Annotated in this window: 13 protein-coding genes; 10 read left to right on the top strand and 3 right to left on the bottom strand. The window is 39.9% G+C overall.

The genetic code is table 11. The features are described from left to right. The first annotated feature begins 43 nt into the window (after nt 1-43). A complete protein-coding gene (locus tag RWN13_RS10860; RefSeq protein WP_314063261.1) occupies nt 44-1,141 on the top strand; it encodes a M20 family metallopeptidase in 1,098 nt (365 codons plus the stop codon). Between the two features lie 40 nt (nt 1,142-1,181). Here the strand turns inward: RWN13_RS10860 and RWN13_RS10855 are convergent, their stop codons facing one another. Then, the gene (locus RWN13_RS10855) at nt 1,182-1,820 is read right to left on the bottom strand and encodes an ECF transporter S component (RefSeq protein WP_314063260.1); all 639 of its coding nucleotides are present in this window, start codon (nt 1,818-1,820) and stop codon (nt 1,182-1,184) included. 672 nt (nt 1,821-2,492) lie between these two features. On the opposite strand from RWN13_RS10855, the gene RWN13_RS10850 reads away from it, so the two are divergent. From RWN13_RS10850 to RWN13_RS10825, 6 genes are all read left to right on the top strand, one after another. Next, complete coding sequence (locus RWN13_RS10850) at nt 2,493-3,224, top strand: amino acid ABC transporter ATP-binding protein (protein ID WP_314063257.1); 732 nt, start codon at nt 2,493-2,495, stop codon at nt 3,222-3,224. A gap of 11 nt (nt 3,225-3,235) precedes the next feature. Beyond that, a complete protein-coding gene (locus RWN13_RS10845; RefSeq protein WP_314063255.1) occupies nt 3,236-4,042 on the top strand; it encodes a transporter substrate-binding domain-containing protein in 807 nt (268 codons plus the stop codon). 16 nt (nt 4,043-4,058) lie between these two features. Next, a complete protein-coding gene (locus RWN13_RS10840; RefSeq protein ID WP_314063252.1) occupies nt 4,059-4,706 on the top strand; it encodes an amino acid ABC transporter permease in 648 nt (215 codons plus the stop codon). A 14-nt stretch (nt 4,707-4,720) separates the two neighbouring features. Continuing rightward, nucleotides 4,721-5,377 (top strand): amino acid ABC transporter permease, encoded by a 657-nt coding sequence (locus tag RWN13_RS10835; protein WP_314063250.1) that lies wholly within the window; start codon nt 4,721-4,723, stop codon nt 5,375-5,377. A 412-nt stretch (nt 5,378-5,789) separates the two neighbouring features. After that, entirely contained in the window at nt 5,790-7,265 is a 1,476-nt protein-coding gene (locus tag RWN13_RS10830; RefSeq protein WP_314063246.1) for a DEAD/DEAH box helicase, read from the top strand. A gap of 70 nt (nt 7,266-7,335) precedes the next feature. Further along, nucleotides 7,336-7,563: a hypothetical protein gene (locus RWN13_RS10825; RefSeq protein ID WP_314063244.1), complete on the top strand. Its 228-nt coding sequence runs from the start codon at nt 7,336-7,338 to the stop codon at nt 7,561-7,563. A gap of 21 nt (nt 7,564-7,584) precedes the next feature. On the opposite strand, the gene RWN13_RS10820 is transcribed toward RWN13_RS10825, so the two are convergent. Both RWN13_RS10820 and RWN13_RS10815 read right to left on the bottom strand, forming a co-directional pair. After that, complete coding sequence (locus RWN13_RS10820; RefSeq protein WP_314063242.1) at nt 7,585-8,583, bottom strand: WYL domain-containing protein; 999 nt, start codon at nt 8,581-8,583, stop codon at nt 7,585-7,587. Further along, nucleotides 8,573-9,805, bottom strand: a complete 1,233-nt coding sequence (locus tag RWN13_RS10815; RefSeq protein ID WP_314063240.1) for a WYL domain-containing protein — start codon at nt 9,803-9,805, stop codon at nt 8,573-8,575. The genes RWN13_RS10820 and RWN13_RS10815 overlap by 11 nt, the downstream gene beginning before the upstream one ends. Before the next feature lie 250 nt (nt 9,806-10,055). On the opposite strand from RWN13_RS10815, the gene RWN13_RS10810 reads away from it, so the two are divergent. The 3 genes from RWN13_RS10810 (at nt 10,056) to RWN13_RS10800 (ending at nt 12,626) form a co-directional block, all read left to right on the top strand. Continuing rightward, nucleotides 10,056-11,282, top strand: a complete 1,227-nt coding sequence (locus RWN13_RS10810; protein ID WP_314063239.1) for an RtcB family protein — start codon at nt 10,056-10,058, stop codon at nt 11,280-11,282. A 61-nt stretch (nt 11,283-11,343) separates the two neighbouring features. Continuing rightward, complete coding sequence (locus RWN13_RS10805) at nt 11,344-11,664, top strand: hypothetical protein (RefSeq protein WP_314063236.1); 321 nt, start codon at nt 11,344-11,346, stop codon at nt 11,662-11,664. 368 nt (nt 11,665-12,032) lie between these two features. Continuing rightward, complete coding sequence (locus RWN13_RS10800) at nt 12,033-12,626, top strand: hypothetical protein (RefSeq protein ID WP_314063233.1); 594 nt, start codon at nt 12,033-12,035, stop codon at nt 12,624-12,626. Nucleotides 12,627-12,737 lie beyond the last annotated feature (111 nt).

Below are 12,737 nucleotides of genomic sequence, written 5' to 3'. Positions count from 1 at the left end.
TCGATAGAATCAAATAGAAATTATATAGTGAAGTAGGTGACTCATGACATTAATCAAAAATCGGATGGCCTTGCATCGAATTCCTGAGCTTGGCTTTCAAGAATTTAAAACCAAGGCCTATCTGCTTAATGAAGTAGTCGATTATGACTGTCGCATTCATCATGTGGGAGAGACGGGTCTGGTCTTGTATTTTGATAATCGACAGCCAGACACAATTGCCTTCCGTACGGATATTGACGCCTTACCAATTAAGGAAGACACAGAACTGAGTTTCCAGTCTCAGCATCCAGGTTACATGCATGCTTGTGGACATGACGGCCACATGGCCATGGTGTTGGAGCTAGCGGCCTATCTCAACCAGCATAAACACCAGTTGCCTCATAATGTGGTTCTGATATTTCAACCATCTGAAGAGATATCTGGTGGCGCTCAAAGTATTGTTGATTCCGGTTTATTAGAGACTTATGATGTGCAAGCCATCTTTGGTTTTCACCTTTGGCCAGGTTTAGCCTCTGGAGACGTTTTTTCTCGAAAAGGTGGGATGATGGCTCAAAGCAGTGAGACAGATATTATTGTAAAAGGAAAATCTGCTCATATTGCCTCTCATGAGCAAGGGATTGACGCTTTAGAAATTGGGGTACGCTTGATGACGGATATTTATGACTTTGATCAAACCGTCCCAGCTGAAGAGTATCATCTGCTGAAATTTGGTGAGATTCATGGTGGGACGATTCGCAATGTCTTAGGGGAGATGGTGACCATCTCAGGGAGTATTCGCTCCTATAGTGATGCCACGCAGACGTATTTTAAAGACACCTTGAACCAATTGGCTGAACCCTACCGGAAAACGAGAGGGTGCCAGATTGAGTTTAAGTATAACGATGGTTACCCAGCAGTTATTAATGATGAGGCGTTGTTTAATCAAGTGAGAAAGGTATTGCCCAACTTAAATGAATTGAGCTTACCAGTCTTGCAAGCCGAAGACTTTGGTGTTTATACCCAACACTATCCCTGTGTTTTTTTCTTTTTAGGTGTCGGAGAAGTACCGCCACTCCATAATCCTAAATTTGATTTCGACATGTCCTTATTGACAGTTGGCGTTGAAACATACCGTCAGTTATTAGACATAAAATTAAAATAACGAGGTGTGGCAATCAGCCACACCTCGTTATTTTGGGTACTTATAATTGGTTTTGCTGCTTCATTAAACGCAGTAGAACACTGGCAATCGCCGATGTAGCAATTCCGGCGACAATCGCTTCAGGCACGCCATTGATCAAAATAACCGTTAGGACAGCTTTATAAACGGCGCCACCTAAGGCAATTTCACGAGCTTCAGCATAACTGTCACGGAAGAGGAAATAAATTAAATTCATGACAAGTAAGGTGTTAACCAGAGAGCCAGTAGCCCCAACTAAAAATAGCACAAAAGGTTGACTCTCTGGTTTTTTGGCCATCAGTTTCTTTAAGCTATGGAAGACGTAAAAAGGAACAATCCCAACTAAGATTCGGGGGAGAAAGGTGATGACCAGTGCCCAAAGGCTACCGTCTTGAGTACCTATGACAGGGATGAAAGGTGAAAAGGCAAAGGATAAAATTGACGGTGTCATCGTATTAATCAGTAAACTTGTCAGGCCAAAGGCACCACCTAGAAGAGCGCCAATACGTGGTCCTAAGATGATGGACGCGATAATAACCGGAACGTGAACGATGGTTGCTTTAATAAAACCTAAATTGATAAAACCGATTGGCGTGAAAGCCAATAGAAAAATAATGGCGAGAAAAATGGCGGTTAAGGTAAACTTGCGTGTTTTATTCATAGATGTGTCCCTTTCGACAGACTGCTCATGCAGAAGATAATTACTTCTATAATACTAACAGTGTCCTTAAAGGGAGTCTAGTTATTTAGCCTAAATTTAATAGTTTATAAATGATAGACAAAAAAACACCCATAAAGGGGCATAATAATGAATCTAAGTAAGTGGACGGTAGGATTCGAACCTACACCTCGAGCTTTGAGAACAAACAACGGTTAATTCCCACGGAGTGACAACACCACGTTCATCCACGAATGAAGTTATTGTTAACTTGAACTAAGTATAGCGGGAAAAGGTAAAGAATTAACCAAAAAGATACGAAAAAAGTAAGAATAGTTGTGCGTAAATTATGACCTTTAATTTGTTATTACAGTAAGCGAATAGGGAAAGTTAGAATTGTGTCTAATGCGCATAAAATAAGAACAGTTCTAATATCAATAAAAAATAACTAGAAAAACGCGTTATCATTTAGTTGTTGATGGAGGTATACGTAGTGTCATAATGCTAAGAGAAGTTATTTAATCTCTCATTAGTTTCAAATAAATAACCGTAATTATGAGGAAAACTTTACAAGTTGTTAATAAATAGATTATAATTTAGTAATACGGAAAAAAACCGTAAAAAGACGTCAGGTCTTTTTTTAGTTTAGAACAGTAAATAAAAGGGGGATAAAACGTGATTGAATTTCAAAATGTTGAAAAATATTATGGTGACTTTCATGCGTTAAAAAACATTAATTTGCGGATTACGAAAGGCGAAGTTGTTGTGGTGATAGGTCCTTCTGGTTCAGGGAAGAGCACAATGCTACGTTGTATTAATGCACTTGAGGAAATTACAACAGGTGTCTTGATGGTCAATGATGTTGATTTACATAGCTCAAGTACCAATTTGAATGATGTTCGGAAAAATTTAGGAATGGTGTTCCAACACTTTAACCTGTATCCGCACAAGACAGTCTTAAATAACATTACACTAGCACCGATGAAAGTGTTGAAAAAGAGCAAAGAAGAAGCCGTGGCGAAAGCAGAGGAATTGCTGGCAAAAGTTGGTATGTTGGACAAGAAAGATGCGTTTCCGTCACAACTATCTGGTGGCCAGCAGCAACGAATCGCAATTGCCCGTAGTTTAGCCATGGAACCAGATGTGATGCTCTTTGATGAGCCAACATCCGCTCTTGATCCAGAGATGGTTGGCGAGGTGCTAGAGGTTATGAAAGGCCTTGCTCGAGAAGAAGGCATGACGATGATTGTTGTGACCCATGAAATGGGCTTTGCTCGAGAAGTGGCAGATAGAGTGATCTTTATGGCAGATGGTCAAATATTAGAAGATGCCGAAGCAGAAACATTTTATGAGAACCCTCAGGAAATTCGTGCTCAACAGTTTTTAAGTAAGATTATTGATCACTAAGGAGGAGAAAGATGAAACATTCTAAATTAAAATTTTGTTATTTAATAATCCTTGTTTTGCTCCTGACAGTCTTGGCTGGATGCAGTAAAACGAGTTTAGCAGAACAAGATATTTTGGAACGAACCCAAACCAGTAATAAAATTATTTGGGGTGTGAAGAACGATACCCGCTTATTTGGTTTGATGAATATCGAAACACGGAAAGTGGAAGGTTTTGATATTGACATCGCCAAAGCCTTAACAGAAGAAATGTTAGGGGCAGAGGCTGAAGCTGAATTTATTGAAGTCACTTCCAAAACACGGATTCCTCTTTTGAAAAATGGAAACATCGATGCCATTATTGCGACGATGACCATCAGTGAGGAGCGGCAAAAGGTTGTTGATTTTTCCGATGTTTATTTTGCTGCGGGACAATCTCTCTTAGTGAAAAAAGGGAGTTCGATTAAAGGCATTGAAAGCTTAGATGAAACAACGACGGTCTTAGCTGTTAAGGGCTCTACATCGGCGGTTAATATTCGTGAAAAAGCGCCTAAAGCCCATATTTTAGAACTGGAAAACTATGCCGAAGCCTTTACTGCTTTACAGTCGGGTCAAGGGGATGCTATGACAACTGATAATAGTATCTTATTGGGAATGGCAGAAGAGAATCCTGATTTTGTTTTGGCTGGGGAAATCTTTACCGATGAACCTTATGGCATTGCGATCAACAAAGGCCAGGAAAGTTTTGTTGAAGCTATGAATAAAGCTTTGGCAACCATTCAAGAAAACGGCGTCTATGATGAGATTTTTGCTAAATGGTTTCCGAATGTAGAGAAGTAAGGAGAGGGGGAGACAAATGATTGCACTATTTACAGATAACAGCGACTTGATTTTTGAAGGATTGCGAACCACTTTATTGGCTAGTTTTATCGCTTTAGTTGCCAGTTTAATCATTGGAACGATCATGGCGGTATTACAAGTCTCGCCTTTGAGAATTTTAGGAAAAGTCGCAACTGCTTACGTGGAATTTTTCCGAAATATTCCATTACTCATTATTGTGATGTTCTTTTTTGTAGTAGCACCGATTTATGGGTTCAAATTTGATGGCTTTGCGTCTGGCACGATTGGCTTAACTTTATATACCTCTGCTTTTATTGCGGATACGGTTCGCGCGGGGATTGAAGGTATTCCAAAAGGTCAGATGGAAGCGGGGTTGTCAACAGGTTTAAGTTATGCCGAAGCCATGTGGTACATTGTGTTGCCACAGGCTTTTAAAATCGTCATCCCCCCATTGGGCAATCAATTTATCAATCTTGTTAAGAATTCATCGATTTTAGCGATGGTCACTGGGGTTGATTTGATGTATCAAGGTGATTTAATTGCCAGTACAACCTTTAACACGATTGGCACGTATACAATGATCGGTTGTTTCTACCTATTGATGACCTTGCCAGTCTCATATTTAATGAAATATATTGAAAATCGCTTAGCGGTTAGTAACTAGGAGGGGGAGTTTGAATGGACTTTTTTAATGCTTTTTCATGGATCAACATCCGCTTTTTACTGGACGGGTTAATGGTAACCTTGCAAGTGGCGATTGTCTCGATTATATTCAGTTTCATTATTGGCGGAATCCTAGGTGTCATTCGTTACATGAAGATTCCTTACTTTTCTAAGATTGTTGGCTTAATTGTCGACATTATTCGAAACTTACCGTTATTGTTGATCATCTTTTTCACTTATTTTGCCTTACCACAAATTGGTATTCAATTTAGTATTTTCTGGTCAGCTGTTGCGGCTATGACGATCTTTGAATCGGCCATGCTGTCAGAGATTATTCGGGCAGGTCTGATTGCTGTACCAAAAGGGCAAATGGAAGCAGGACGTTCGACGGGCTTAACTTATATGCAGTCTTTGTATTACATCGTCTTTCCTCAAGGCATTAAGTTGATGATTCCACCGATTGTTAGCCAGTTTATCTCGCTGATTCGGGATACTTCTTTGGCCGTGATCATCTCCTTGCCGGAATTGACTCACCATGCAAAAATTATCTACGCTCAAGATCCATCAGCTGTCTTACCGATGTTTGTGGCTATGACGTTCTGTTATTTTGTGATTTGTTATTCACTATCGGTTTTTGCCAAACGTCTGGAAATACGTTGGTCGGCTTCTTAAATTATGGGAAAGCAGTTGGAACGAGTTGTTCTGACTGTTTTTTTGACTATCTTCAAAGGGCAGATAGTGGTTGTGAAGGTGTTAAATCGGTTGACAGAGGTGAGGTAATATCCTATGCTTGGACAGTTGGCATGACTCTCTGAAAAGAGGGGGTGTTAATCTTGTTGTCGGCTGGATTTGCAGCCTATGAGTTAAGTTGTGCTCTTGAAGGAGCGGAGGAAATGACCCTTCCAATTGAATTCATTTAATCGGTAAAAGCCCACTTACTTATAAAAGTAAGTGTTTTTTTACACTTCAAAAAGCCAGAAATAGCAATAATAGTGTAATCAGTGTGAAATCGTGTTAAGATATGATGGCAGAAAAAATTCGCACCTAAGGGATTAACTAAGGTGAACAGTAGAGGAATAAGGACATGACAGAAAATAAATTTGAAGAATTACACTTAAGTGAGGAAATTAGACGAGCGCTGGACGTCTTGGGTTATGATCAACCGACTCAGGTTCAACAGGAAGCCATTCCTTTTATGATGCATGGGCGGGACATGATTGTTAAATCACAGACTGGGAGTGGTAAAACAGCAGCTTTTGCGATTCCGATTTGCGAACGGGTTAAATGGGAAAAACGCGAACCTCAGGCTTTAATTTTAACGCCTACACGGGAATTGGCTCTTCAAATACAAGAAGAGGTGTTTCATATTGGTCGTTTCAAACGTTTGAAGGTTGAGGCGGTATTTGGTCGTAGCTCTTTTGAGATTCAAGAACGGAATCTTAAACAGCGGACACATGTTGTAGTGGCAACACCAGGTCGATTATTAGATCATCTTGAGCGTGGCACAATTGATTTAAGTCAGATCAAGACCGTTGTGATTGATGAAGCAGATGAAATGCTGGCGATGGGGTTTATCGATCAAATTGAACGAGTTCTGGAAGAAGTGCCAACAGACGTCGTAAAAGCTTTGTTTTCAGCAACGATGCCGACACAAATTCAAAAATTAGCAGATTATTATTTAACAGAACCTCAGTTTATTCAAGTTGAAACGGAAAATAAAGTGGAAGACCGAATTTTGCAACAGTATTATGACGTGGACAATGAGGATAAAATAAGCCTTTTGCGAGATGTCTTAGTTGTAGATAACCCCGACAGCAGCATTATCTTTTGTAATACCCGGGCAGCAGTTGAAGAAGTTGCCAATGCTTTGGCAGATCTGGGCGTTCAAGTGGAAATGTTGCATGGTGGAATGGAACAACGTGACCGAACAAAAGTCATCAATGACTTTAAGCATGGTTATTTCCGTTATTTAGTCGCAACAGACGTAGCAGCTCGAGGATTGGATATTGCCGATATTGTTTTAGTGGTGAATTATGATTTACCAGATAATCCTGAAACTTACGTTCATCGGATTGGTAGAACAGCTCGCTTTGAAAAACATGGCAAAGCAGTTGCTTTTGTCAACCAATTTGATGATCGCCGTTTTGGGGATATTAAAGAGAAACAAGGGGAAATCCAAGCCTTACGGGCACCTAGCTATTCACTGGTCAACGATCGTATGACTTCTTTTGAGGCTAAACAACAACGAAAACCTAAAGTTCGCCAAACTAAAGGTCATGAGTTTAAATCAGAAATTATGAAGTTACATATCAATGCTGGGAAGAAAACTAAGATGCGTGCAGGGGACGTAGTAGGTGCTTTGTGTAATATCGAAGGAATGACGGCTGATGATATAGGGGTTATTAGTTTGCTGGATGTGTCTACCTTTGTGGAAATTCTTAATGGCAAGGGGCCGGCAGTATTAAAGGCTTTGCAGACGATGCCAGTTAAAGGACGGGTTCGTCGTGTTAGCAAAGCCAATGAAACAACTTACGAAAGAGAAGTTCGTGAAAACAGCTAAGGCTATTCTTCACTAACCTTCTGTTATGGGGTATAATAAACTCAAATAACAGGAAAGATGGTGGCCTAAGATGGTTGAATCTTTTGATGTGGATAAAACAATTGAGTATGCAGTGGCTTATTTGAAGATTGAAAAGAAACAATTGGAAAAGTTAATTGGAGAGACGCTGACCTCGGCTAATACCGACCTTATCCAAGCGTCTCGAGAACGTCTGGCGGCTGTTGATGAGGACTTATTAACTTATCGCCGACTTTTAAATGACACGATTCAGTTTCAAACAAAAGCAATACTCAAATAGAGAAAAAACCGATTAGTTTTCCTAATCGGTTTTTTTGTATGACTCCGTCATTAGTGCCAATTGTGCAGTGAGACGTTCGTTAATTTTAGCCACAAAGTGATTGGGACTGGTTACTTTGATAAAGGGCCCAAACGATAGTAAACGGATTAAGAGTTCTGTCTCATCGCTGGTGTCGTAATGGATAGTCAGTTCATAATGGTCTCCATTGGCTAGTCGTTTGGTTGTTTTTTGATAGTCAGCAAAGTGAAGCATGCTGCGGTTTAAGGCATCCCGTTTATCAATTAGCTGACAGGTAACCTGCTCAACTCGTCGTCGCGAAGTGATGGCTTTGTCCTCAATATTTTGGTGAGTGGGTGTTGCTTGAATCGTCACCATCCGATTAAGGTTTAACGTCACTTCAAAGCGACTTTTTCGTAATACTCGCCAGGCTTTCAGACGAAAGAGGTGGTTCTTTTCCGAGTATTCCAGACTAATTGGCCAAAAAATGCCGGTTTTGACTGTTGCTTGTTCATGCCGCTGATACTCAATTTTTAGGAATTCTTGTTGTTTAATAGCCAGAAGTAGCCGTTTAAAATGGTTCCGTTGTTGACTCTGCTGGACAAGGTTTTCTTGTTGTTTAAATTGGTCAAAATGAATAATATCTGTCATTTTGAACAAAGGTGAGACGGCATTTAATTGCTTATCCCAGTCCTCAATTTCGTACTGATTCATAAAATTAAGCAAGCGTGGGTCGCTGATGATGCCTTTGAGCCACTGACGCTCCAGGTCGGTTTGAAACGGGGGAGTTGGTTGTTGGGTCAGTGGCATCCACTTTTGGTCCTTGCCTTCTTTTAAGAGATGCCAAGGATTTTTTTGATTTAAAAGTGAGGGCATTAATTGAAGATGGGACTCATCAAATCCTTTAGAACGGACAATTATATCCAATTCTTTTAGGCTTAATGATTGTTGGCTGTTTAAAATAGTTGTGACAATTGAAAAGTAAATACCGTAAACTTCATGAAATAAGGGATTAGTTGTCATGATCGGCCTCCTTGGATAAATAAAGGGTGATTAATTGATCTAAATCGTCATTGAATTGTTCCAGCCATGTCAAGTCACTGCTCTCGATGGTGATAATTTTACCAATAAACGTTCGGAGGAAGGGATTGATGGCATAAAGATCAGTTAATTCAATCTCAAAGGAAACCGTTTGACGATCTAAGCGCCTACTATGGCCCATCCGTTGTTCACGGGTGAGGCGAGTCATTAAATAATCCTCTTTACCTTCTTCAATTCGCAGTAAGATTTTCAGTGATTTTAACCGTTGCTGATTAAAGCTACCATTCCAAGCTCGATGCTTTTTTTGCTCAAAGGCATCTCGATAAGTTTGATAATCCTTGACGACACTGCCCAGGGAGAGCTCTTTGATCCCATCAATTCGAATAGAGCTGAGGATGTTTGGCCGCATAAGCTGGCCAATCAGATACTGTCTGCCTGTTTCCGTACTGACATAGAGAGACATGGGAACCATAGTTGATTCTTTGCCATTAAAATGAGTGAGATGGAGCAATCGCCGTTGATTCAAACCTGCTAAGACATTCAGCACCACTTGTTCGTCTAAGCTGTGAACGATAAAGCGATGTTTAAAGGTAAAAGGACTGGCCGCTGGTACGAGTTGGTTTAAGAGGAACTGACCAATGACACCGGCTGGGGCAACTTCTTTAAAGAAGTGAAGAATGTCAACAACGTTATCAGGTAATGGCACCAGTGGTTTTAGCTGATAAATAATGCGTTTGTCCTTTTCAATTTCTTCTAAGATACCTAATTGGCAATATTCTTTGACCTTATTGCGAATGGTGATATCCGTCAAGGAGAGGGGCTCTGAAAATTGGTTTAAATAATTATTGTGAACCATCTTGGTGAGCTGAGGCAGTGATTGAACACCGCCGACAGCTAAACAATCAAGTAAAACAAAATGCAGGAAAATGTCATTTTTAGTGAAACTTTTTGTCTGCCACAAGCGAAAGAAAGGATGCTCCTGTTCTTGCGTAACTTCAAGGCGTAGGCTTTTACCTTGAGCTGTTTGCTCCCATTCGATATAGTCACGGAGGTAACTTTCAATGCGTCGTCGTTCATTGTCGTAGCTACGTAAACTTTTTTCTTGAAAGTCCTCCCGTTGCTTGTATCCATTAATATAGAAATCACGAGCATAGGAACGGATAGAGTTAAAATCTTTTACAAGTTCGTTAAATTGTCTGGCCATAGAGATATCCTCACTGTTAAATTTTAGTTGTTACCCCATTATAGCAAATTAAGAATGACATCTTCTTTAAATGACCCAAAAATGTTAGTAAGTTTAAAATTACCGATGCCTCATTAACGGTTCGTTTAATGATAGATGGCAGATTAACTTAACAAAATAGAGGAAAACAAGAGGTCGCAACATTTTTTTAAAGCAAGTGTTAACGAAATGATTTAGACTGAGAGTAGGAATCAGAACAGGAGTGAAAAAAATGTACGTGTCTTACGATAAAACAAAACAGATGGTACCGATTAAGATTTGGTTGGAAAACGATATAGAGGAGAACGTGTTGACACAAGCCACAGAGTTAGCCCAGCTACCATTTGTTTTCAAATGGGTATCGTTAATGCCAGATTGCCATTACGGGTATGGTATGCCAATCGGAGGGGTGATGGCAGCTAAAGACGTCATTGTGCCCAATGCGGTTGGGATGGATATTGGTTGTGGAATGTCTTATGTCCAAACGGATATTAAATTTTCCGAGTTACAACAAATTGAACACGATCGTCAACCTTTGATGAAATTGATCATCAACCAAGTGATGCGTGATGTCCCTGTTGGCTTTAATTTACACAAGAAAAAACAGCCCTCGCAGGTAATTGATCAAGGGCTGATTGACATGTGTGATGAAAGCTTGCCGAATGGTCAGGAATTACTTAAAAATGCTTACTATCAAATCGGTACACTTGGTGGTGGAAATCATTTCATTGAGTTTCAGCAGGACGAAGAGGGGTATTTGGGAATCATGCTTCATTCTGGTAGCCGCAATCTAGGGGCTAAGATCTGCAGCCACTTTAATGGAGTGGCTAAAGACCTTAACAGCTTGTGGCATAGCTGTGTTCCCGAAAAAAATCAGCTGCCTTTTTTACCAACTGCAACAAAAGAAGGTCAGGATTATCTTAAATGGATGAATCTGGCTCTGGATTACGCGTATGAAAATCGTGAGCAAATGCTGGATAAGAGCATGGGGATTTTGTCTCACTATGTTGATAAGTTTTTAGCTAAAGAGGTCAACTATAGCATGCGTGTCAACTGTCACCATAATTACGCCGCCCTGGAACACCATTACGGTCATGATGTCTGGGTTCACCGTAAAGGGGCGACTCGTGCTCGCGAAGGGGAATTGGGGATTATACCAGGAGCTATGGGATCCTATAGCTACATCGTGTCTGGTTTAGGTAATCCGGAAAGTTTTCATTCGTCGTCACACGGAGCTGGTCGCGTTTACTCCCGAAAAAAAGCCAGAGAAGCCATTTCTGTTGAGTCGGTTATTGTTGATTTAAAGGAACAAGAGGTGATTCTCGGCAAAGTCAAAAAAGATGATGTGGCAGAAGAAAGTCGCTTTGCCTATAAAAACATTGATGAGGTCATGTCAAATCAACAGGATTTAGTGATCCCAATAAAAAAATTGAAAACAGTAGGTGTTATTAAAGGATAATAGGTGCGCTTCACCTTGAAAATGCTATAATAGATTTAAGTAAGGAGAGGATGAAGATAAAATGACTTACGCAGAACTATTGCTGTTAACCAAGCATTACCATGAAGAGAAGGAATATTTGGAAAACGGGTATTTTCGCATAAGGCAAAAAGATCCCCAACATTATGAATTAGCATTTTTGAAAGTAGATGGATGCGGTACAACATCTGTTAGCCCTCAGATAACAGTGGAAGTCATAGATGAACAAGTCAGAGCCATCGGGCTGATGGACATGTACGCAGCACCCATTAGAACAATTGTCCAGTCTGAAGAGACGGCCGATTTACTTGAGCAGGAATTAAGCCAGTTAGTCACTAAATTTAAGTTGGCAAAAAAGATTTAACAGAAACTAGCAAGTTAGACAAAACGGAAGCCAATGACAGGCTTTCGTTTTTTTGATGGCAAGTTAATGAGAAAGAGCCCAATAGTGCTAATAAGAATTGCTTTGTAGTAAAAAATAGTTTACAGTTAAACTGATGGAGAAACCCCTTCCATTTTTTCGTCATCCCTTCAGTAAGTAAAAAAAGTGTGAATAGACGAATAAAATAGCAATTCCCATCGTATTCCTAAACTAAAACACACTAATCACTAGCGTCTTTTCGCTTAGGAATAGCTACTAGACCGACCTATTTTTGATCGGCCTTATTTTCGATGCCCAAGAATTAGAAGTCCAGAGCCTAGTCGGACTCATAATTAAAAGGAGGACAAAGAATGCGTAGATTAACCAAAGAAGAATTTGATTTAATGGAACAACAATTGGAAACATATGTTGACTTGAACAACCGAGTCTATGATGATGCGTTTCATCACCCCGAAAACTATCACTTTTATGGTGAAGTTTATGAAGAGGGGTATGAAAGCATGAGGATGATGATTAAGGAAGCCTTGACTGTAACGAATCAGCCGGAATGTTATTTGATTTCCGGAAAATTTGTGTACCCTCAAACTTTTTTGTACTTGTTTCGTGAAGAAGCCGATGTGGAAGAACGAACCGATATTGCGATTGAACTGGCAGATGTCAGTCAGGGCTTGTCTCACTTTCTTAAAGTGCTTCATGATATCTCTCATAAAGATGTAATCTTAGAATCAGAAATGATCTATTTGTTTATACCAGGTGGTGAGGTTATCTTAATCGGCGATCACGGCCTTAATTTAATGCTAGTAGGGATCCATAAAAGAATGGACTTGCCAATCACTAAGGATTACTTTCAGTCTTTTGAAGGCATTAACCGTTATGAAACTGGTGAATTTTTAACCAAATTAGACACAGCTTTAGTAAAGAGAGTCAAACAAAAGTACATGTGAGGGTATTTGAATAATACTTAAACGGCGCTTATTTAAGAGCTTACTGGCGATATTAAATTGACACACAACTGTTAACAAATTTACTTACTGATGTGATACTTCCTTGCTACA

It is taken from the genome of uncultured Vagococcus sp., assembly GCF_963518325.1.
GTDB lineage: Bacteria > Bacillota > Bacilli > Lactobacillales > Vagococcaceae > Vagococcus_D.
The sequence above is the reverse complement of the archived record's forward strand: the minus strand, read 5'-3'. Positions and strand labels throughout refer to the sequence as shown.